Source organism: Streptomyces sp. NBC_00435 (assembly GCF_036014235.1).
Classification (GTDB): domain Bacteria; phylum Actinomycetota; class Actinomycetes; order Streptomycetales; family Streptomycetaceae; genus Streptomyces.
The window spans coordinates 4,133,758-4,153,603 of record NZ_CP107924.1; the positions used below are offsets into that span (position 1 = coordinate 4,133,758).

At 71.6% G+C, this 19,846-nt stretch carries 20 protein-coding genes and 1 tRNA gene; 5 read left to right on the top strand and 16 right to left on the bottom strand.

The genetic code is table 11. The annotated features are described in order from the left end of the window. Positions 1-10: 10 nt before the first annotated feature. The 8 genes from OG389_RS18950 to OG389_RS18985 all read right to left on the bottom strand — a co-directional run bounded on the left by OG389_RS18950 (position 11) and on the right by OG389_RS18985 (position 6,987). The gene (locus OG389_RS18950; protein ID WP_328299655.1) at positions 11-1,177 is read right to left on the bottom strand and encodes a lipid-transfer protein; all 1,167 of its coding nucleotides are present in this window, start codon (positions 1,175-1,177) and stop codon (positions 11-13) included. After that, positions 1,174-1,623, bottom strand: a complete 450-nt coding sequence (locus tag OG389_RS18955; RefSeq protein WP_328299656.1) for a MaoC family dehydratase — start codon at positions 1,621-1,623, stop codon at positions 1,174-1,176. The genes OG389_RS18950 and OG389_RS18955 overlap by 4 nt, the downstream gene beginning before the upstream one ends. Then, a complete protein-coding gene (locus OG389_RS18960) occupies positions 1,620-2,666 on the bottom strand; it encodes an acyl-CoA dehydrogenase family protein (protein WP_328299657.1) in 1,047 nt (348 codons plus the stop codon). The genes OG389_RS18955 and OG389_RS18960 overlap by 4 nt, the downstream gene beginning before the upstream one ends. Then, a complete protein-coding gene (locus OG389_RS18965) occupies positions 2,666-3,682 on the bottom strand; it encodes a bifunctional MaoC family dehydratase N-terminal/OB-fold nucleic acid binding domain-containing protein (RefSeq protein WP_328299658.1) in 1,017 nt (338 codons plus the stop codon). Before OG389_RS18965 ends, OG389_RS18960 begins: the two co-directional genes overlap by 1 nt. Then, a complete protein-coding gene (locus OG389_RS18970) occupies positions 3,679-4,947 on the bottom strand; it encodes an acyl-CoA dehydrogenase family protein (RefSeq protein WP_328299659.1) in 1,269 nt (422 codons plus the stop codon). Before OG389_RS18970 ends, OG389_RS18965 begins: the two co-directional genes overlap by 4 nt. A 191-nt stretch (positions 4,948-5,138) precedes the next feature. Beyond that, entirely contained in the window at positions 5,139-5,450 is a 312-nt protein-coding gene (locus OG389_RS18975; RefSeq protein ID WP_250738547.1) for a hypothetical protein, read from the bottom strand. Positions 5,451-6,193: 743 nt separating this feature from the next. After that, positions 6,194-6,610 carry a DUF6344 domain-containing protein gene (locus OG389_RS18980; protein ID WP_328299660.1) on the bottom strand — a complete coding sequence of 139 codons (417 nt, stop codon included), beginning with the start codon at positions 6,608-6,610 and terminating at the stop codon, positions 6,194-6,196. A 236-nt stretch (positions 6,611-6,846) separates the two neighbouring features. Next, positions 6,847-6,987: a hypothetical protein gene (locus OG389_RS18985; RefSeq protein WP_328299661.1), complete on the bottom strand. Its 141-nt coding sequence runs from the start codon at positions 6,985-6,987 to the stop codon at positions 6,847-6,849. A 110-nt stretch (positions 6,988-7,097) separates the two neighbouring features. Here OG389_RS18985 and OG389_RS18990 point away from each other — a divergent pair, with 110 nt between their 5' ends. Then, positions 7,098-7,475 carry a hypothetical protein gene (locus tag OG389_RS18990; RefSeq protein WP_328299662.1) on the top strand — a complete coding sequence of 126 codons (378 nt, stop codon included), beginning with the start codon at positions 7,098-7,100 and terminating at the stop codon, positions 7,473-7,475. Positions 7,476-7,581: 106 nt separating this feature from the next. Here OG389_RS18990 and OG389_RS18995 read toward each other — a convergent pair. The 6 genes from OG389_RS18995 to OG389_RS19020 form a co-directional block, all read right to left on the bottom strand. After that, positions 7,582-7,666, bottom strand: a tRNA-Ser gene (locus tag OG389_RS18995). A 57-nt stretch (positions 7,667-7,723) separates the two neighbouring features. After that, positions 7,724-8,665 carry a trypsin-like serine peptidase gene (locus tag OG389_RS19000; protein WP_328299663.1) on the bottom strand — a complete coding sequence of 314 codons (942 nt, stop codon included), beginning with the start codon at positions 8,663-8,665 and terminating at the stop codon, positions 7,724-7,726. A 134-nt stretch (positions 8,666-8,799) separates the two neighbouring features. Further along, complete coding sequence (locus OG389_RS19005) at positions 8,800-9,858, bottom strand: YeiH family protein (RefSeq protein ID WP_328299664.1); 1,059 nt, start codon at positions 9,856-9,858, stop codon at positions 8,800-8,802. Next, on the bottom strand, positions 9,858-10,412 hold the full coding sequence (locus OG389_RS19010; RefSeq protein WP_328299665.1) for a cysteine dioxygenase family protein: 555 nt from the start codon (positions 10,410-10,412) through the stop codon (positions 9,858-9,860). Before OG389_RS19010 ends, OG389_RS19005 begins: the two co-directional genes overlap by 1 nt. A gap of 134 nt (positions 10,413-10,546) precedes the next feature. Continuing rightward, the gene (locus tag OG389_RS19015; RefSeq protein WP_328299666.1) at positions 10,547-11,452 is read right to left on the bottom strand and encodes a LysR substrate-binding domain-containing protein; all 906 of its coding nucleotides are present in this window, start codon (positions 11,450-11,452) and stop codon (positions 10,547-10,549) included. A gap of 79 nt (positions 11,453-11,531) precedes the next feature. Next, positions 11,532-13,055 (bottom strand): S1C family serine protease, encoded by a 1,524-nt coding sequence (locus OG389_RS19020; protein ID WP_328299667.1) that lies wholly within the window; start codon positions 13,053-13,055, stop codon positions 11,532-11,534. 248 nt (positions 13,056-13,303) lie between these two features. Here OG389_RS19020 and OG389_RS19025 point away from each other — a divergent pair, with 248 nt between their 5' ends. The 3 genes from OG389_RS19025 (at position 13,304) to OG389_RS19035 (ending at position 15,989) form a co-directional block, all read left to right on the top strand. Next, complete coding sequence (locus OG389_RS19025; protein ID WP_328303910.1) at positions 13,304-14,092, top strand: glycerophosphodiester phosphodiesterase; 789 nt, start codon at positions 13,304-13,306, stop codon at positions 14,090-14,092. A 180-nt stretch (positions 14,093-14,272) separates the two neighbouring features. Beyond that, positions 14,273-14,779 carry an ATP-binding protein gene (locus tag OG389_RS19030; RefSeq protein WP_328303912.1) on the top strand — a complete coding sequence of 169 codons (507 nt, stop codon included), beginning with the start codon at positions 14,273-14,275 and terminating at the stop codon, positions 14,777-14,779. A 235-nt stretch (positions 14,780-15,014) separates the two neighbouring features. After that, a complete protein-coding gene (locus OG389_RS19035; RefSeq protein WP_328299668.1) occupies positions 15,015-15,989 on the top strand; it encodes a DUF5926 family protein in 975 nt (324 codons plus the stop codon). A gap of 219 nt (positions 15,990-16,208) precedes the next feature. On the opposite strand, the gene OG389_RS19040 is transcribed toward OG389_RS19035, so the two are convergent. Then, positions 16,209-16,874 (bottom strand): hypothetical protein, encoded by a 666-nt coding sequence (locus OG389_RS19040; RefSeq protein WP_328299669.1) that lies wholly within the window; start codon positions 16,872-16,874, stop codon positions 16,209-16,211. A gap of 146 nt (positions 16,875-17,020) precedes the next feature. Beyond that, the gene (locus tag OG389_RS19045; protein WP_328299670.1) at positions 17,021-17,719 is read right to left on the bottom strand and encodes a bifunctional DNA primase/polymerase; all 699 of its coding nucleotides are present in this window, start codon (positions 17,717-17,719) and stop codon (positions 17,021-17,023) included. Positions 17,720-18,126: 407 nt separating this feature from the next. Here OG389_RS19045 and OG389_RS19050 point away from each other — a divergent pair, with 407 nt between their 5' ends. Next, complete coding sequence (locus OG389_RS19050; protein WP_328299671.1) at positions 18,127-19,710, top strand: PP2C family protein-serine/threonine phosphatase; 1,584 nt, start codon at positions 18,127-18,129, stop codon at positions 19,708-19,710. The last annotated feature ends 136 nt before the right edge of the window (positions 19,711-19,846 follow it).

The window sequence follows — 19,846 nt, forward strand, 5'->3', positions numbered from 1 at the left end:
CACCGGTGCGTCAGCCGTCCGCGCCGAGGACCAGACCTGAGGTCGGGACCCCGGTACCGGCTGTGACCAGGGCGTGCGCAGCGCCCGGGACCTGGTTGACGGAGGTTCCGCGCAGCTGGCGGACGGCCTCGGCGATGCCGTTCATGCCGTGCAGGTACGCCTCCCCGAGCTGGCCGCCGTGGGTGTTCAGCGGCAGCGCGTCCGCGGCGACGAAATCGGCCGCCTCCCCCGGCGCGCAGAAGCCGAACTCCTCCAGCTGCATCAGCACGAACGGCGTGAAGTGGTCGTAGAGGATGCCGACGTCGATGTCCGAGGGGCGCAGTCCGCTGGTCCTCCACAGCTGGCGGGCGACCACGTCCATCTCCGGCAGCCCGGCGAGGCCGTCGCGGTAGAAGGAGGTCATGGCCTCCTGGCGGCGGCCCGCGCCCTGGGCGGCCGCCGTGATCAGGGCGGGCTTCTGCCGCAGGTCGCGGGCCCGCTCGGCGGTGGTGACGACGATGGCCTGGCCACCGTCCGTCTCCTGGCAGCAGTCCAGGAGACGCAGCGGCTCGACGATCCAGCGCGACGCGGCGTGCTCGGCCAGGGTGATGGGCTTGCCGTAGAAGTAGGCGGCCGGATTGTTCGCGGCGTGCCGACGGTCGGTGACCGCGACGTGGCCGAAGGCCTCCGGGGTCAGGTTGTAGGTGTGCAGGTAGCGCTGGGCGGTCATGGCCACCCAGGAGGCCGGGGTGAGCAGGCCCCACGGCAGCGACCAGCCGAGTGCCGCGCCCTCCGCCGAGGGTTCGCGCTGCTGGACGCCGGAGCCGAAGCGGCGGCCGGAGCGCTCGTTGAAGGCGCGGTAGCAGACCACGACCTCCGCGACCCCGGTGGCGACGGCGAGGGCGGCCTGCTGGACGGTGGCGCAGGCGGCGCCGCCGCCGTAGTGGATGCGGGAGAAGAAGGAGAGGTCCCCGATGCCGGCCGCCTGGGCGACGGTGATCTCGGGACTGGTGTCCATCGTGAAGGTGACCATGCCGTCGACGTCGGCGGGGGTGAGCCCGGCGTCGTCGAGGGCCGCGTGCACGGCCTCGACCGCCAGCTTGAGCTCGCTGCGGCCCGAGTCCTTGGAGAACTCGGTCGCGCCGATGCCGGCGATGGCGGCGCGGGAGCCGAGCTCGTCACGGGTACGGACGCTCATGGCGTGCCCTCCGGGCTGTCGGGGGTGGTGTCGGGCACGGTGCCGGAGCCCGAGCTCTCCGGTGCGGTGTCCAGCGTGACGGTGACGGTGCCCGTGACGTGGTGGCCGATGCCGTTGGCGCCGACCACGCGGATCTCGGCGGTGTTTCCGGCGAGGGCGGTGACGGTGCCGGTGAGCGTCATGGTGTCGCCGGGGTAGTTGGGCGCGCCGAGGCGGATCGCGACCTTGCGCAGGACCGCGCCCGGGCCGAGGCGGTCGGTGATGTACCGGCCGACCAGCCCGTTGGTCGTCAGGATGTTCATGAAGATGTCCGGGGAGCCCTTCGCCCGGGCGAGCTCCGCGTCGTGGTGCACGTCCTGGTAGTCCCGGGAGGCGATCGCCCCCGAGACGATCAGCGTGCGGCTCACCGGTATCTCCAGCGGCGCCAGCGTGTCGCCGATGTTCATGCGTCGTCCCCCTCGGGCGCGTCTTCGGACAGGAGCGCGCCCAGCTCGGCCAGCAGTTCACTGCCGCAGCCCAGGTACGCGTCGAGCTGGCGCCCCCACAGGAAGTGCCGGTGGACGGGGTGGTCGAGGTCAGCGCCCATCCCGCCGTGCAGGTGCTGGCCCGCGTGGACGACCCGCTTTCCCGCTTCCGAGGCCCACCAGGCTGCCGTCAGGGCGTGCTCGCCGACCGGGAACCCCTCGTCGACGCGCCAGGCCGCCTCGTAGGTGGTGACCCGTATCGCCTCGGTGTCCATGTACGCGTCGGCCGCGCGCAGCATGACCCCCTGGTTCGTGGAGAGCGGCCGGCCGAACTGCTCGCGGGTGGAGGTGTACTCCACGGCGCGGGCCAGCGAGCCCGCGCAGACGCCCGCCTGGAGACCCGCGAAGGCCGTCCGGGCGATGGCCAGCACGTCCGCGTAGGTGCCCTCCGCGCCGACCCGTTCCGCCTCGGCGCCGGTCAGCGTCAGGCTCCCGGCCGACCAGGGCGCGGTGGTCTCCACCGCCGGGGTGCGCACTCCGGGCGCGTCCGTCCGTACGAGCCACAGCGCTCCCGCCGCGTCCGGCACGAGCACGTGCGTGGCCTCGCGCAGCCAGGGCACCGCGGGTGCCACGCCGGTCAGGCGGCCGTCCGGCGAGGCGGTGATCCGGCCGCGGTCCGGGAAGGCTCCCGTGGCCACCGCGTCGCCCGAGCCCAGCGCCGGCAGCAGTCTGGCGCGCTGCTCGGCGCTGCCGTGCCGGGCCAGGGCGAGGATCCCGTACACGCACGTGGCGGCGTACGGGACCTGGGCGGTCGTACGGCCCTGTTCCTCCAGCAGGAGCACCAGCCCGAGCAGGCCGACGTCCTCGACGGCGGCGGTCAGTCCGGCGGCGGTGAGGGCCTTCCACAGTTCGGCGTCGGAGCCGGTGCCGGCGGCGGCGAGGCGGTCGTGGGTGGCGAGGTCCCGGAAGATCTGGGCGGCGAGGCCGGCCGCGGCGGCCTGTTCCTCGGTGGGGTGGAAGTCCATCAGCCCTCACTCCCCCGGAAGACGGGCAGTTCCAGTTCCTCGTCCACGCGCAGGAACTCCAGTCGCACCGGCAGTCCGATGCGGACCTTGTCGTACGGGACCCCGGTGATGTTGCTGACCATGCGGACGCCCTCGGCGAGCTCGACCAGGGCCACCGCGTAGGGCGGGGCGAAGGCCGGGAAGGCCGGGTGGTGCATGACGACGTAGCTGAAGACCGTGCCGTCGCCGGACGCCTCGACGGTGTCCCAGTCCGGGCTCGCGCAGGCGTTGCAGCCGGGGAGCCAGGGGAAGCGGAGCGTCGCGCAGGCGGTGCAGCGCTGGATCAGCAGCCTGTGCTCGCGCACGCCGTCCCAGAAGCCCTGGTTGTCGCGGTTGATCACGGGGCGGGGGCGCCGGGCGGGCTGGGCGGGTTTCGCGGGCCGGGCGGGTTCCGCGGGCTTGGAGGGTTTCCTCGCCGCGGGGAGGTACTTGAGGATCCGGAATCGGTGGGTCCCGGCGAGTTCGCCGTTCGCGTGGACGTCCATGCGGGTGGTCACGAAGTGGCCGGTGCCCAGCTTGGTGGTCTTCCGCGCCGACACCGACTCGATGAGGGCGTCGAAGGTGATCGCGTCGCCGGGGCGCAGCGGCCGCAGGTACTCCTGCTCGCAGTCGGTGGCGACCACGGAGGTGCAGCCGGCTCCGTCGAGCAGGGCGAGGAGGTCGTCGTAGGCCGAGGAGCGGTCGCCGTGCCCGGAGAGACCGCCCATCGTCCAGGCCTGGAGCATGGTGGGCGGGGCGATGGGATCCAGTCCGGTGTAGGCCGGGTTGGTATCGCCCATCGCCTCGCACCAGTGGCGGATCATCGGCTCGTTGACCGCGTCCTTGCCCTGTGCGGCGGTGGCGGCCGGCTGGCCTTCGAAGGCCTTGAGCAGCTCGTGAAAGCGAACGGCTTCGGCCTCCGCCCCGGCGTCCGTCCCGGCCTCTGCCCCGGGCTCCGCTGCAGCTCCGGTTTCGCCCCTGTCGGCCGTGGCGGTCATCGCTTCCTCCCCTTCATGCCGAGCCGCATCATGGCGACGATCTCCCGTTGGACCTCGCTGACGCCGCCCCCGAAGGTGTTGATCTGGGCGGCCCGGTTCATCCGCTCCAGCTCGCCGCCCGCGAAGAACCCGGGCCCGGATCCCCGGACCAGAGCCTCCTCACCCACCACTTCCTGGCAGATCCGGTACACCTCGACGGTGGACTCGGTGCCCAGGAACTTCACGCCGCTCGCGTCGCCCGGGGCCAGGGTGCCGGCGCCGACGTCCTGGACGAGGCGCCAGTTGAGGAGGCGTACTGCGGCGAGGCGCGCGTGTGCCTCGGCTAGCCGCGCCCGCACCCAGGGCTGGTCGGCGGGGCGCTCGCCGGTGACCGGGTCGGGAGTGCGGGCGTGGTCGAGGGCTCCCTGGTAGAAGTCCTCGGCCTGCATGCCGATGGCGGCGAGGGCGACGCGTTCGTGGTTGAGCTGGTTGGTGATCAGGCCCCAGCCGCCGTGCTCGGGGCCGACGAGGTTGCCGGCGGGCACGCGGATGGAGTCGTAGTACGTGGCGGTCGTGGTCAGGCCGCCGACGGTGTCGATCGGGGTCCAGGCGAAGCCGGGATCGTCGGTGGGCACCAGGATGATCGAGATGCCCTTGTGCTTGGGGGCCTCCGGGTCGGTGCGGCAGGCGAGCCAGATCCAGTCGGCGTTCTGGGCGTTGGAGGTGAAGATCTTCTGCCCGTCGATCAGCCAGTCCCCGGGACCGTCCGTGCCGTCGGGCGCGGCGGCCGTGGCAGTCGCGGTGGCGGCGCCGGCCTCGAGACCGGTCTTGCAGCCGGTCTTGCCGCCGGTCTCACCGCCGGTCTCGCGGGCGACTCGTACGGCCCTCGTCCGCAGGGAGGCGAGGTCGGTGCCGGCCTCGGGCTCGGAGTAGCCGATGGCGAAGACGATCTCGCCCTTGAGGATCCGGGGCAGGAAGTAGTCCTTCTGCTCCTGCGTCCCGTACTTCATCAGGGTCGGGCCGACGGTGTTGAGGGTGACCATGGAGACGGGGGCCCCGGCCCGGTAGGCCTCGTCGAAGAACACGAACTGTTCGTCGGGACCGCGTCCCTGGCCGCCGTACTCGACGGGCCAGCCAAGGCCCAGGAGTCCGTCGGCGCCTATCCGGCGCAGTAGAGCACGCTGCTCGGCGGGGTCCTCGGGCACCCCGTCCGGCAGCAGGTTTCCGAAGTACTCCCGCAGTTCGGCGCGGAGCCGCAACTGGCCTTCGGTCGGGGCGAGGTGCACGGCGCTGGCCTCCCGGCATCACATCATCGAGTGAACCTGACTGTCCGTCAGATTCCACGTGGATGTCAAGGCCGGAGCGGCGGCGGGGGTCGGGCCTACGGCGCGGAACGCCCGAGGGCGCCCGCGCTACCGGACCCCAGCCGGTCCGGTCGCACAGGCGCCCTCAACAGTCAGCGCGGCTCAGGCCGCATCTACCACCAGGGGTAGAAGTTCACCGCGACAGTGGAGTTGTGCTGCTCGATCGCAGTGAAGGCCGAGCCGTTGACCTGCGCGGTGTTGTTCTGGTTGGACGCGCCGGATCCGGTGGCCACCTGCTGCGAGGTGGAGGAGTTGCCGTGGTTGTTACCACCCACGCCGCTGCCGATGATGCTGGCGACGCTCGCATTCGATCCGTCATTCGCGAAGGAGCCGTTGTCGGCCGACGCCACACCGCCGAAGAGGGCGACGGCGAGGGGGAGAGCGGCGACGGCGGCGATGACGCGGGCGGTACGGATGCTTGCCATGTCTGAATCCTCCAGAAAACCGAAGTGGGGTTTACTCCAAGGCAGTTGGCCGACCGCCTCAGTCGTTCCGTGTGGTGACGACGTCGCGACACCAGAGTTGCCCACCGAATCCCCGGCGAACCACCCCGGAGTCCCCGATTCCCCCGCAAGCATGACCAACATCGGATAAACCTCATTCACGCCCCCGGCGTCCCAGGTCAGGGCCACGAGAACCACTGAAACCCCCGCCGCGCAAGGGGCGAAGCGTTCCGCCAAACCACCGCACCCCGGGCATGCCGAAAAGGGCCGCGCCGTCCGGGAACCCCACCGTCTCCCGGGCCTGCGACCCTGCCCTGCCAAGCTTCACGCCCCCTGAGCGCCCCCGGCGTCCGCCGGGGCATTCCCGCTGCGCCCCGCTCCGGGGCACCCTCACGGCGCGATCCGCGGTCGCGGCCTGCTCACACCGACCGACCGGGCTCCAACGCCTGCTGACTCACTCGTACGTGGCGCGCACAGCCTGCCGCGCCTATCGCCTACTGCCTACCGCTTGCTGACCACTGCTTGCCGACTACGGCCCGCCGCTTGCTGCCTGCCGCTTCTGCCTGCCGCTTCCGCCTGACACCTACGGCCCGCCGCCTGCTGCTCGTCGCGTGCCGTCTCCTGCGTACCGACTGCCTTCTCCTGCTTGCTGACCGACCGCGTCTCCTGCGTTCCGCGTGCCGTGTGCCGCGGCTGTCCGCCCGTATCCCGTACGGCGGTCCCGGCTACGCGGCGAGCGCCAGCCCCCGGCGAGCGGCTCCGACACGGACCGCCGCGGTGATCGCGGCCGTACGGACACTGTCGTCGACGCCGGGCTCGTCATGGGCGGCGGAGGCGGAGCCGGCGGCGAGGGCGGTGGTCGAGCGGCGGACGGACGGGGTCTTGCCGTGGGCCTCGGCGCGGATCCGCTGCTTGATGGTGGGCGGGAGCGAGCCACCCCGCATCATCGCCCGCCAGGTCCGCCGGGCCATGAGGGCCGGCCGGTGCGCCGCGGTGCCGGCCGCGGGGACGGCGGCGGGGGAGGAGAGCGGGGCGGCGGCGGCCGGGGAGGCCTTGCCACCGAAACCGAGGGAGGCGAAGAGGGCCACGAGCGCTGCGAGGACGGTGGTCCAGATCGACGTGATGGTGCTGCGGTGAGCCATGACGGTTCCCTCGTTCCGTGAATGTTCCGACGGGCGGATCTGAATACATTCGTCATGATGCGAGCGCAACCGGAGCGCCGCGACGCCCCGCGCCGATCTTCCGACAAACACCACTCAAAGGGGCTAATCACACGATTCGCGCCCGCGGAATCAGCGGCCTCGGCCTGGTCGAGCGCCTGCCGGAAGATCCCCATCTACCCATCTCTGGCCGGACGTTGACATTCCGGGGTGCCGCGCTAGACGTGGTCGCCCGTGCCGGGTCCCTCGACTCCGTCCGCGCCCAGCGGGCCGACGTCCAGGGCGGCTCCATCGTCACCGTGGCGGGCAAGCGGGTGGCGACGCTGGACGGCCCTGCGCACGGCCCTGACCTGCAGCACGGCCAAAAACACCGGCGCGAAAGCGATGTTCCTCTTCGCCTGGGGCCCGCTGGAGTACGACCGCCACGGCCTCTCGCAGCAGAGGAAGCTGCTGGCGGACGCGTACGCAGGTGGGTCCTGGGAGGTCCAAGGGCCGCACAGCCCTGGTCGGCGACTCCGCGTACTGCGCCTCGCCCGCCTCCGGGCCGAGCACGGGCCTGGCCCTGGTCGGCGCGTACGTCCTCGCGGGGGAGCTCGCCGCAGCCGGCGGCGACCACCCGACCGGCTTCGCGGGCTACGAGCACGAGATGCGCCACTTCGCGGAGCAGAACCGGAAGCTCGGCCCCTCGAACATCAAGCACATGGTCATGCGGACCAAGCGCCAGATCTCGATCCGGCTGGCCATCCTCTCCGTCCTGGGCCGCCTGCCCGGCAAGGAGCGGATGATGGCCAAGGTCATGGAGCCGATCCAGAAGGCCGCGAACTCGATCACCCTCCAGGACTACTGACCCGGCCGGCTCCACCGGAGGGACGCCGTGCCCGACGCCGAATGCGGAAGGGGTGCCACCTGATCGGTGACACCCCTTCCGAGCCGGGCCTCAGCCCGGCCCACTGCGGTGGGTGTGGGATTTGAACCCACGGTGACTCGCGCCACGACGGTTTTCAAGACCGTTCCCTTAGGCCGCTCGGGCAACCCACCTGGCGGGTACAGAGTACCGGGCGGTGGGGGTGAGTGGCGCTGGGGATTCCAGGTGGGTCAGGCCGTCTGGGCCTTGTCGTAGGCGGCCTTCGCCTCATTGCCGAAGTACGGGCCGAACATCCGGTTCGGCAGGAAGTTGTAGCCGAAGCTGTTCACCGAGACCTGCGTGCCCAGACCCGTCGCCTCGTTGAAGTCCTGGAACCAGGGGCCGCCGCTGGACCCACCGGTCATGTTGCACGGCAGGCTGTGGTCCTTGGTCAGCAGGAAGTCCTTGCCGGTGTTGCCGCTGCAGTAGACGAGCCTGGTGCCGTCGTACGGGGCCGCCGCCGGGAAGCCGAAGGCGTACATCTTCTTGTTGTAGCCACCGTTGAAGACGATGCCCTGCGCGCCGACGGTCTGGCTGAGCGTGCGGCCGTTCAGCGGAGCCACGACCGCGAGGCCGACGTCCATGTTCATGTCCTCGCTCGCCACCCACTGGTCGGTCGCGAAGGTCTTGGTGGCCGCCCACTGCCCGTAGGGCGCGTTCCCGTTCTCGTACCCGGGGACGAAGATCCAATTGGTGTGCCAGGCGCCCTGGTACTTCACGCAGTGGCCGGCGGTGATCACCGTGCTGCCGTTGGCGCTGGTGATCGAGTCACCGGAGCAGGAGGCGTTCCTCCCGTCGAAGGTGAAGAAGACGCGGCCCGAGGTTTTGACCACCGCGCCGCCCGTCGTCCAGGGGCCGCCCGGCTGCGGGAATGCCGTGGGTGCGGCCGCCGGGGCGACCGGCGCCGTCGGGGTGATCGTCGTGGGGCGGAGGGTGGTGCTGGGTGCCGTGCGGGCGGCGGCGCCCGGGGCGGCCGTGATGTCGAGCGGGGTGGCGGCCCGCATCCGCTCGGCCGACCAGAAGCCCTGGGCGGGACGCTCCGCCGCGACCGAGGGGGATGCCGCCGTCAGGGCGCCCACGAGCAGGGCCCCCGCCGCGAGTAAGACCGGTATGGCTGTCCGATGACGATTCACGCATGACTCCTTCTGCCGTGCCCGGATGAAGAGTTGTCGGTGCGGATCCGGGGCAGAGTGGCACGCCGGGGACGAGATGTCAGGCACCAGTCGGAACGTTCGGTCGGTTCCGGCCAGGAAATGGCCAACTCCGGCTAGCTGGTGAGGAGGACGCCCGCGTACGAGACCCCGGCCACCACCAGCCAGGCCGCGAGCCCGAGGAGTGCGGCCCGGCCGCCGGTGCGGGACAGGGTGGGCAGGTGAACCGCGCTGCCCAGGCCGAACAGCGCGGCCGCCAGCAGTAGTTCCTGGGCGGTGTGCGCCCCTTCCAGCGCTACGTCGGGCAGCACTCCGGTGGCGCGCAGCGCGGCCGCCGCGAGGAACCCGGCGACGAACAGCGGCACCGGAGCGGGCCGGCGGCCCGAGGGCGTGCGCACCCCGCGCTTGCGGGCCCGCGCCGAGAAGGCCACCGCCGCCACCAGCGGTGCCAGCATCGCCACACGCATCAGCTTGACCAGTACCGCGTCGCCGAGCGCACCGGGGCCGGCCGTCTGGGCCGTCGCCACCACCTGGCCGACGTCGTGGACGCTCGCGCCCACCCAGCGGCCGAAGTCCGGATCGGAGAGTCCCAACGGCGCCTGGAGCAGCGGGAGTACGGCAATGGCCAGGGTGCCGCAGAGGGTGACCAGGGCCACCGAGGAGGCGACGTCCTCCTCGTCGCTGCCGGACACCTGGCTGACTGCGCCGATGGCCGAGGCCCCGCAGATCGAGTACCCGGTGGCGATCAGTAGGGGTTGGTCACCGGGGAGTCCTAGCCTGCGACCGAGCCAGAGGGTGCCGAAGAAGGTGGCCGCCACCACCGCGGCAACCATCGCCACCGTGGCCCAGCCCAGCCGGAGCACCTGGTCCAGACCCAGCGCCAGGCCCAGCAGGACGATGCCGATCCGCATCAGGCGCCGCCCGGCCAGGGAGAGACCCGGGCGCGCGGGGCCCCGTACGAAGCCCCGTAGGCCGGGGAGGTGCGCCGACGTGATGCCGAGCACCACCGACACCGTCAGCATCGGCGCCCAAGGTGCCAGCCGGTGCACCGACCAGGCGACGATCACTCCTGCCGCCGCGAGGCCCAACCCGGGCCATGACGACGATGTTTCACGTGAAACATCGGCTCGTCCCAGTGATCCCGCCCCACTCACCGGGCGGTTCAGCAGGGCCATCAGTCGGTCGGAAGCGTGTAGACGCGGCGGACGCTGCTGCCCAGGCGGACGACATCGGCTCCGTAGACGTGAAGGGATATCGCCTTCGTCGAACAGGAGTTGCGGACCTTGTGGATGTCCCCGGGCGGAGCGAAGCCGCAGACGTCGCCAACCCCGTTGACCACGTGCTCGGTCGCCACCAGACGGGCGCCCTCGGTCGCCGTGGCAGGGGCCAGGCGGTAGCGGAGCTCGCTCTCCTCGCCCTCGTGCACCCCGGCCACGCACCAGGAGACGTGGTCGTGGATGGCGGTCTCCTGACCCGGCAGCCACACCAGGGCCACGACGGAGAAGCTGCCGTCCGGCTCGGCGTGCAGGACGTGCTGCCGGTAGCGGTCGGGGTGCCCCTCACGCTGCTCGGCGGTGAGCAGACCGGGCGCCCCCAGGTGCGGGGCGAGGCGTTCACCAACCAGATAGGCGGTCAGATCGGGGGCCAGCCCCCGGTCCACGACCGTGCGGATCTCACTGACGAGGGCGGCCGTCCTCGCGGTCGTGCGGGCCGGCGTGGTGGTGGTCATAGGGGGAGCGTCGAGGAGCTCACCCATCACGTCCAACGACAGTTCTGAGCTGAAATCCCAAGCCCTGCTTATGGATTGGCAGGCTGAGCGGGGTCAGCGGAGTGGATCGGCGAACGGCCTCCCGCCGGAGCGGTTCAGCAGCCGATCCGATTCGAGGCCGCCTGCTTCAGGGCCTCCAGCACCACCGCCGTCGCCGGAACCCGCAGATGGTCCCGGTACACGTGCGCGGCGATGTGACGGCGGGCGGCCGGCTGCAGGGCCCGCCCGCAGACCTTACTCAGCGAGAGGGAGGGCAGCACCAGCGCGGGCATCATGGCCACGCCCAGGCCCTGGGCGACGAGGCTCTGCACCACCAAGTTGTCATCGGTGGCGAACCGGATGTCGGGGACGAAGCCCAGCCCCGCGCATTCGTGCAGGAGGTTCGCCCGGCAGCGCGGGCAGCCCGCGATCCACCGGTCCTCGGAGAGGTCCGCCAGGTGCACGGCCCGCCTCCGGGCCAGCGGGTGACCGGTCGGCAGCAGGACCGTCAGCTGGTCCTCCATCAGCCTGACCTCGGCGACCTCTTCCGGGACCTCCTCGTGCAGGCCGGGATAGGTGAAGGCCAGGGTGATGTCGCACTCGCCCCGTTCCAGACGGCGCAGGGAGTCCGGGGGCTCGCCCTCCAGCAGCTCGACCTGGATGCCCGGGTGTGCCTTGGCCAGGGAGCTCAGGGCTTCCGGTACGAGGGTGACGTTGGCGCTGGGGAAGCCGCACAGCCGGACGCGGCCGGTCCGCAGCCGGGCGTACGCCTTCAGCTGGGCTTCCGCGGCGGAGAGACTGCCGAGGATGGACTCGGCGTGCCGGGCCATGGACTCCCCGGCCTCGGTGAGCTGCATACGGCGTCCGACGCGGGTGAACAGCGGGGTGCCGACGGCGCGTTCGAGCGCCTTCATCTGCTGGGTGATCGCGGGCTGGGTGTACCCGAGGACGCGCGCGGCGGCCGAGTAGGACCCCGAGGCGACCACCTCGTGGAACGTCCGTATGTGCCGCGAATCGAACACGCACGAAGCATAAGCGGACGTTGGGAGGGGCCGCAGGCACAATCGCGCCTACGGCCCCTCACCATCAGGCCAGCCGTGTCTACTTGTCGCCGACCCGCGAGCCGAGCGTGATGTCCACCGTGGTCGGCTTGCCACCGCGCAGGTAGGTCAGCTTCACCGTGTCACCCGGCTTGTACGTCCAGATCTCGCTGATGAGGGTCGGGCCGCTGTCGATCGGCTTGCCGCCGAGCTCGGTGATGATGTCACCGGGCTTCAGACCCGCCTTGCCCGCCGGGCCGTTCGGGTCGACCAGTTCGTTGGCCGATGCGCCCGAGTCGGAGATCTTGGCGCCGTCGGTCTTGGCCGCGAGGTCCACCGAGACCGAGATCACCGGGTAGACCGGCTTGCCGGTCTTGATCAGCGACTCGGCTACGTTCTTCGCCTGGTTGATCGGGATGGCGAACCCGAGGCCGATGGACCCGGCCTGGCCGCCGCCGAAGCCGCCGTTGCCCGCCGACTGGATCGCGGAGTTGATGCCGATCACCGCGCCGCGGCCGTCGAGCAGCGGACCACCGGAGTTGCCCGGGTTGATCGAGGCGTCCGTCTGCAGCGCGCTCATGTACGAGTTCTTGCCGCCGGAGCCGTCACCGGAGGCGACCGGGCGGTTCTTGGCGCTGACGATGCCGGTGGTGACCGTGTTGGACAGGCCGAACGGGGCGCCGATCGCGATGGTCGAGTCGCCGACGGCGACCTTGTCCGAGTCGCCGAGCGGCAGCGGCTTGAGGCCGGACGGCGGGTTCTTGAGCTTGAGCACGGCGACGTCGTACCCCTGGGCACGGCCGATGACCTCGGCCTCGTACTTCTTGCCGTCGGAGAACGTCGCGCTGAGCTTGCCACCGTTGGCCGCGGACGCGACCACGTGGTTGTTGGTGAGGATGTGGCCCTGCTGGTCGTAGACGAAGCCGGTGCCGGTGCCGCCCTCGCCGTCGCCGGCCGAGGCCTCGATGGTGACGACGCTGGGCAGCGCGCCGGCGGCCAGGCCCGCCACGGAGCCCGAGTCCCGCTTGAGGTCCTTGGGGGTGTTGCCGGCGCTGACCGTGGTCGAGCCGGAACCGTGGCCACTGCGGTCCGCGGCCCAGTAGCCGACGCCGCCACCGACGCCACCGGCGAGGAGCGCCGCCGCCAGAACGCCCGCGATCAGGCCGCCCTTGCCCTTCGGCTTGGGCTGCGGTGCGCCGTCGGCGGCCAGGGGCGCACCCCAGCCGCCATAGCCCTGACCGCCGCCGGCCCCGTACGCGGGGGCAGCGGGCGGCGCGGGAGGCCAGCCCTCGGCGCCCGTCGCCTGCGGGGCGGGAGCGGGGCCATCGGCGTAGGCCGGGGTGACCGGCGGGACCGGGTTCTCGGTGTACGCCGGAGCGGGAGCCACGGGCTCGGCAGCCGGGGTCCGGGGGAGCTGCTGGGTCGGCTCGGCGCCGGGCGTCGGCGGCAGCTGCTGGGTCGCCGGCTCCAGGGGCGCCGACGCACCGTGCGCTGCCGGCGCGGCGTCGAATGGCGCGGCCACCGGGGGTACGGGCGGAGCCGCGGGGGGTGTCGGGGCCGCGGTGCCCTCGTTCTCGGTGCTCACAGCGCTCTCTCCTCGTCACACACGGCTTCAGAAATACGGGCGATATCGGTCCGGCTGAACGTTCGACGTGCCGTACAAGTTCCTGGGCAAAGCCTTTCCCATGACCCGTCAGAGCACTGTAAGCCGGACCTGTGAGTCTCCCCCATCCTTTATCTACGACATTTCCGGCGCATCCCCAGAAGCACGCACCGGACTCTCCCCGACATCCTGGGCCCTCTCGGTGGCACCATGAGCCGGTGACCCACGCAATGCCGCGCCCCATCCAGGTCGTCGCCCACCGAGGCGCCTCGGAGGATGCTCCCGAGCACACCCTGGCCGCCTACCGCAAGGCCATCGAGGACGGTGCGGACGCACTCGAATGCGATGTCCGGCTCACGGCCGACGGACATCTGGTGCTGGTCCACGACCGGCGGGTGAACCGCACCTCCAACGGCCGCGGCGCCGTCTCCGCCCTGGAGCTCGCCGATCTGGCCGCCCTTGACTTCGGCTCGTGGAAGGACCGCGAGGAGTCCCCCGACTGGGACGCGGACCCCGAGCGGACCTCCGTGCTCACCCTGGAACGGCTGCTGGAGCTGGTCGCGGACGCCGGGCGACCGGTGCAGCTGGCGATCGAGACGAAGCATCCGACCCGCTGGGCCGGACAGGTGGAGGACCGCCTCCTCTTCCTCCTCAAGCGCTTCGGACTGGACGCCCCACCCGCCGATGGACCGCACCCGGTCCGGGTGATGAGCTTCTCCGCGCGCTCCCTGCACCGCATGCGGGCCGCCGCGCCGACGGTCCCGACCGTGTACCTGATGCAGTTCATCTCGCCCCGGATGCGGGACGGGCGGCTGCCGGACGGGGTAAGGATCGCCGGGCCGGGCATGCGAATCGTGCGCGGCCATCCGGGTTTCATCCGCAAACTTCAGGCCGCCGGGCACTCCGTACACGTATGGACTGTGAACGATCCGGAAGATGTTCAGCTCTGCGCTGATCTGGGCGTGGAAGCGATCATCACGAACAGACCCCGACAGGTTCTGTCACAGCTGGGGCGCTGACGTCCCGTTTTGCGCACCCGCCCCACACGAACCACCCGTTACGGGGTGTGCCCCGGCGCATCCGCTCCGCGTTCGGTCGCCATGAATGCGTCAGAGGGCCCCGCTCCGGCGGTTTCCGGTCCAGGCCATTGGGGCATCCAGATCATGCGTGGGGCTAAGGAGGTTCCGGGGGTGGCGTTGATGGTGGCACAAGAAGTGCCCACGTCGTCGTGCATGGACGTGTCCCATGGTCCTGCGGGCGTGGGCGAGGCGAGACACCGGATGCGCGAGCAATTGCGCATCAGTGGAGTGTCCGAATCGATCGTGGATGACGCAGTACTGATCCTTTCCGAACTTCTCAGCAATGCCTGCCGGCACGGCAGGCCGCTGGGCTCGCGGGAGATCGGCGACGGTGGGATACGCGCGTCGTGGCGCGTCGACAAGGCGGGGCGGCTGACGGTCGAGGTCACGGACGGCGGCGGGCCCACCCGCCCGATCCCGTCCAAGCCGTCGGTCACCGCGCGGGGTGGACGGGGGCTGAACATCATCAGCGCCCTGGCCCAGGACTGGGGTGTCCGGGACGGAGCGGCGGGCGAGGTCACCGTCTGGGTGATCGTGGCCTGTGGGCCCCGGCACGAGGATTTCGCTACGCGCGTCGCGCCCCCGGCGATCGACTTCAGTACGGCCTTCGACGATCTGGACACCTGATCGTCCGTCGTCGATCACCGATCATTGGCCTCCGGTCCCTGGTCACCGATCACCGATATCGATCCCCGATCACCGATCCCTGATCACGATTCCCGACCGCGCGAAGGCAGATGGCGGCCGTCCGGGAGCGCACGCCGACCGTGCTCCCGGCCGCACCCCACCGGCCGCGGCGGTACGAACGGCTAGGCTCGCGCCCAGACCGACGCCGTACCGCCGCAACCGGGAGACACCCACGATGGCCAAGAAGCGCCCCGCCGCGAAGTCCGCAAAGCCGCAGCTCAACAGCGGCGAGATCCCGGTGGTGGGCGCTCGCGAGCCCTGCCCCTGCGGATCCGGGCGCCGGTACAAGGCCTGTCACGGCGCTGCCGCGGCGCACGCCGTCACCGAGCACGTGGCCCGCCCGTTCGAGGGACTGCCCGGCGAGTGCGACTGGGTCGCGCTGCGCGAGCTCGTTCCCGCCGCCACCGTCCCGCTCACCCTCAAGGGCGGACTGCCCGAGGGCGTCCCCTCCGTCACGCTGGTGACCGTACTCCCGCTGGCCTCGCCGGCACTGCGCCGCGAGGACGGCTCCGTCCTGCTCGGCCTGCAGAACGACTCGACCACCGGTGACCTCGCCCGGGACATGGCCGACACCCTGGAGCGTGCGCTCGCCGCCGAACCGGGCACCGTCGTCCCCGCCCGCCGGGTTCCGGCCGAGGGTCCGCGACTTCAGGATCTCCTGTCCGCCGACGACGGTTTCGAGCCGGTTGTGCACAGCGGGTTCGAATTCTGGATTCCGGACACGGAGAGCGCCCAGAACGCCTCACCGGAGATCTCCGCCTCCCTGGAGCGCGCCAACGCTGCCGCCATCCCGACCGTCAAGCTGACCGGCGTGGACGCCGCCTACTGGTGCGAGACCCCGGACAAGAACCACCTGCGCTGGGTCATGCCGCACCCCGAGGAGAAGCTGCTCGACGCGCTCGCGCGGCTGCACGCGGCGGGCACGTCCTCGCTCGGCGAGGGCACCAAGCTCGTCGGATCCTTCCGTGCGCACGGCCTGATGGTCCCCGTCTGGGACCTGCCCACCGGGGTAACCGCGGAGGACGTGGAGAAGCCCGCCGCCGAGCTCGCGGAGCGGCTGGCCACGGCGCTCGCGACGGACGCGCCGCTGACCACGGAGGAGCGCCGGGCCCGCGGCGGTCTCACCAACCGCCAGGTGACGCTCAGCTGACACGCGCCCCGGGGCCCGTTCGCGGGCCCGCTGGGGTGGGTCACCGGTGGCCTGTCACCGGTGACCAGTGTCACAACTCCCGCTAATCGCCTGCAAATCGGTGTCCGAATATCAGAGATCGAATTTGCGAACACGCGATCTCTTGTTACGGTTCTTGTAGCCCGGTCGCTGGTGCATCCCCCGTCGCCAGCGACCGGGCCCTTGTTTTTCCGGTGACACTCAACGGTCACCCGGTACCGGTGAGTTGCTCCCGGACCGCAGCAGCAGTGCCCCTTCATCATCCGGAACTGCAAATTCCGATACTGCCGAGTATCCGTCCGGCGTCCCCGCCGATGCGTCGGCCGGCGTCTCGCACAGTCCCGGCTCGTCGCCCGCCCCGACCGCGCAGCGGATCTGCACCGTCCGCCCCGCCGGACCCATCACCGTGAGCACCGCTTCCAGCGCGCGACCGCTGGTGTTGCGGTAGTAGCTGCGCCCCCATGTCCGGCCCTCACCGGACAGGACGCAGGTCTGCGCCTCCACCCCCTGCGGGGAGGACAGTTCGGGCCCGCAACGCGCGTCCGTGCGGGGCTGCTCTGCCGGAGCCTGGTGGGCAGACGCCCCGGCCGGCGCCCCGGCCGGCGCCCCGGCGGATGCCGGCGTACGGGACCCGCCGGAGCCGGAACTCCCTCCCGAACCAACGGAGTCGGAAGTGCGGGAAGAGCCCGGGGATCCCGAGGGGTCCGGAGAGCCGGCGGAGGAGCGGCTCAGGCCGAAGGTGGAGAGCAGACCGCCGCCCTTCCCATCGCTCTGACCGGCGAAATCCGGCCCGGCGATCGCTCCGGCCAGCGGGAGCGACAAGATGATCAGCACACCGGCGCCGATACCGATCAGGCGGAGATTCATTCGCCGAACATAGCGACGCGGGAATGGGGCACGGAGATCCCCGCGCCCAATTCCCTTGGAAACCCGTCTCGCTGGCACCCGTACGAGTGATCTGCCAGTGCGTGAGGGTCGTCAGTACGTGAGGGTCGTCGGGTACGTAAGAGCCATCAGTACGCGAGCCGGCTGCCGCCGCCGGGCGCCCCGCTGCTCGCCTCCACCAGTGCGTCCACGACCGCCTCCACCTCCGGCAGCCAGATGTCCCCGGTCGCCGACGGCTCGCGCTCCCACCGCACCTGGCCGCCGCCGATCGCGGCGGAGGGCGGCAGCAGCAAGTACCCGCCCTCGCCGTGGAACCGCAGCGAGGAGGGCACGTGGTCCTTGGCGTAGAGGAGTTCGCCGAGCCGCTCCAGCGAGTACGGCGCCACCAGCAGCGACCACCGCGTGGGCGTGGCCACGACCGGACCGAGCCGCAGCCCCTGCGCGTCCAGCCGTACGACGGCACGCGCGGCCGCCGCGGCGGGCAGGCTCACCGCGCAGGGCGCGGTCCCGCCGGTGGCCAGCAGGACCGGGGCAGCCGCCCGGTTGGTCCACCACCAGGCCACCATCCGCGGGTCGGTGGTGGCCGCGAGCAGCCCGGGGTCGAAGGGGTGCGCGCCGGGCACGACGCAGTCGGGGTCGGGGCAGGCGCACCGGGCGCTGTCGGCGTGGGAACGCCCGACGCCCGGCAGAACGGGCCAGCGCCAGGTGGTGGCGCAGGTGAGCGCCGCGTCGAGGAGAGCCTGCGCATCGCCCTGCGGCGGGGCGGGACGCAGGGATTGCAAGCGATTGCGGAGCCGCTGGAGACGCCTTCCGAGGATCTCGCGCATGAGCGCTCGTTCCTTTCCGTTGAACGCCGAGGGCCACATCACACCATGTAAGCGGTGTTTCACCACACGTACACGTTTCGCGTCACTGTCCGCCTGAAGCAGGTTCACACGGTTCGTGCAGTTTTCTTACGGGTCCATGAAACGTCCGGCGAGGGCGCTACGCGGCCCGGGACCGCGAGTGGGACGGCTGTCGTCGATGGGGACGACAGGCCGTGCCGGGCGGTTCCCGACGGATGCCGGGCTGCCCCAACTGTCCCCGGGTGCAACCGATTACGTACCCGGACCGGCTGGCGGACTCGCCCAGTCGACCGCAAAAACCGTCCGCTTCCCGCTTTTTCCGGCCAAGTTCTAGCCCTGACCGAACAGTGAGTTGCCGTCCCACGGACACCAGGATTCCCACCTGGGCAATGCTGGACATCGCTCCTTGTGTGCGTGTAGATGTGGATTCATTGATAGCGGCGCAGCATGATCTGGGGGTTTGCGATGCTATATGGCGAATCGCACCAGCTGGAAAGGCGGACGCCATGAGCGCCCCGCATCTGCCGAAAGTGGCTGGAATCGATCCAGCTGTCACAGCGTCCCCGCACACTGTGGCGCCCACAACGGTGCCCACGGCCACACCCGCACGCCCGGCCCACGCCCCGGCGCAGGCCCCCGCCGCGAGCTCGGTCATCCAGGACCGCCTCGCGGGCATGGTCTCCGACCTCACGACCCTCCACGAACTCACCGAGCGGCTCGCCCGCGCCAGGGACCTGACCGCCTCCCTCCGGGAATTCCTGCGCGCCGGAGCCTCCCTCGTCGGCGCGCGGCGCGGCCTGATCGTCCTGGAGCCCTCCGACGGGCTCGGTCCCACCACCACGATCGGGCTCGGCCTCGGCCACGCCGACCTGGGCCACATCGAGACGGTGCCGCGCAGCGCCACCTCGTACGGCCGCATCCTCGACGGACTGCCCGACGCCCACGGCGGCTCCGAGGTGCTCCCCGAACCCGGCACGGCCGCCGGCTCCAGTGGGTACGCCACCCCCGTCGACCCCCGCCACCGGGAGGTCGCCGCCCGGCTCGGCTACGCCGCCAGCTACGCGCTGCCGCTGACCGCCGAGGCCACCGGCCGGCTCGGCGCGGCCGTCTGGCTCTACGACGAGCAGGCCGAGCCCAGCGACCGCCAGCGCGACCTGGTCGGGCTGTACGTCCGGCACGCCGCCGAGTACCTGGCCCGGATGCTGGAGGTGGAGCGCTCGCGCTCCAGCCTGGCCACCGTCGCCGAGGAACTGCTGCCCAGCCGGCTCCCCCGGATCTCCGGGGTCCAGCTCGCCGCCCGGCACCACACCGGGCCGCACGGCGGCGGCGACTGGTACGACGCGCTGCCGCTGCCGGAGGGCGCCCTCGGGCTGGCCGTCGGCTCCGTCACGGGCTCCGGCCCCAGCGCCGTCGCCGCGATGGGGCGGCTGCGGGCCTCGCTGCGCGCGTACGCCGTCATGGAGGGCGAGGACCCCGTCGCCGTCCTGTCCGACCTGGAGCTGCTGCTGCGCCTGACCGAGCCCGCGCGCTCGGCGACCGCGCTCTTCGCCTACTGCGAACCCGTCGGGGGCTCGGGCGGCCCGGGACGGAAGATCATCCTGGCCGGGGCGGGGCACACCCCGCCACTGCTGATCGGCGAACGGCGCACCGAGTACGTGGAGACCACCCTCTCCGCGCCGCTGGGAATGCTGTCCTGCTGGGAGGCGCCGAGCGTGGAGATCGAGCCCGCGCCCGGAGAAACGGTGCTGCTCTACACGGACGGCCTGCTCCGGCGCACCGGGGACCCGATGGACCGGGCGTACGCGCGGCTGCACGCCGCCGCCGCGGGGGTCCCCCGTAGCGCCCGCGAGGACCCGGCCGCCATCTGCGACCACATCCTGCGGACGGTGCTGCCCGAGGGCGACGGGGCCTGCGCGGCCTCGCGCGCGGAAGCCTCCGAGGACATCGTGCTGCTCGCGGCGCGGTTCGAATGACGGCGCGGCCCATGAACGGCACGGTGCGAACGGCACGGGCCGGGTGACCCGGTTCGGCGCATTTGTCACACGACCCGCCGCCGGGGCGCGTCCGCTCACACATACGATGGATGAGGTCCGTACCCGGTCCGTGTCC

Excerpts from the sequence above, each read along its gene's own strand:
- OG389_RS18975 (WP_250738547.1), bottom strand. The coding sequence starts at position 5,450 with ATGGCAAGCATCCGTACCGCCCGCGTCATCGCCGCCGTCGCCGCTCTC.
- OG389_RS19025 (WP_328303910.1), top strand. The coding sequence starts at position 13,304 with ATGCCGCGCCCCATCCAGGTCGTCGCCCACCGAGGCGCCTCGGAGGAT.
- OG389_RS19035 (WP_328299668.1), top strand. The coding sequence starts at position 15,015 with ATGGCCAAGAAGCGCCCCGCCGCGAAGTCCGCAAAGCCGCAGCTCAAC.
- OG389_RS18960 (WP_328299657.1), bottom strand. The coding sequence starts at position 2,666 with ATGGACTTCCACCCCACCGAGGAACAGGCCGCCGCGGCCGGCCTCGCC.
- OG389_RS19040 (WP_328299669.1), bottom strand. The coding sequence starts at position 16,874 with ATGAATCTCCGCCTGATCGGTATCGGCGCCGGTGTGCTGATCATCTTG.
- OG389_RS18980 (WP_328299660.1), bottom strand. The coding sequence starts at position 6,610 with ATGGCTCACCGCAGCACCATCACGTCGATCTGGACCACCGTCCTCGCA.
- OG389_RS19005 (WP_328299664.1), bottom strand. The coding sequence starts at position 9,858 with ATGGCCCTGCTGAACCGCCCGGTGAGTGGGGCGGGATCACTGGGACGA.
- OG389_RS19030 (WP_328303912.1), top strand. The coding sequence starts at position 14,273 with ATGGTGGCACAAGAAGTGCCCACGTCGTCGTGCATGGACGTGTCCCAT.
- OG389_RS18950 (WP_328299655.1), bottom strand. The coding sequence starts at position 1,177 with ATGAGCGTCCGTACCCGTGACGAGCTCGGCTCCCGCGCCGCCATCGCC.
- OG389_RS18955 (WP_328299656.1), bottom strand. The coding sequence starts at position 1,623 with ATGAACATCGGCGACACGCTGGCGCCGCTGGAGATACCGGTGAGCCGC.
- OG389_RS19010 (WP_328299665.1), bottom strand. The coding sequence starts at position 10,412 with ATGACCACCACCACGCCGGCCCGCACGACCGCGAGGACGGCCGCCCTC.
- OG389_RS18965 (WP_328299658.1), bottom strand. The coding sequence starts at position 3,682 with ATGACCGCCACGGCCGACAGGGGCGAAACCGGAGCTGCAGCGGAGCCC.
- OG389_RS19050 (WP_328299671.1), top strand. The coding sequence starts at position 18,127 with ATGCTGGACATCGCTCCTTGTGTGCGTGTAGATGTGGATTCATTGATA.
- OG389_RS19045 (WP_328299670.1), bottom strand. The coding sequence starts at position 17,719 with ATGCGCGAGATCCTCGGAAGGCGTCTCCAGCGGCTCCGCAATCGCTTG.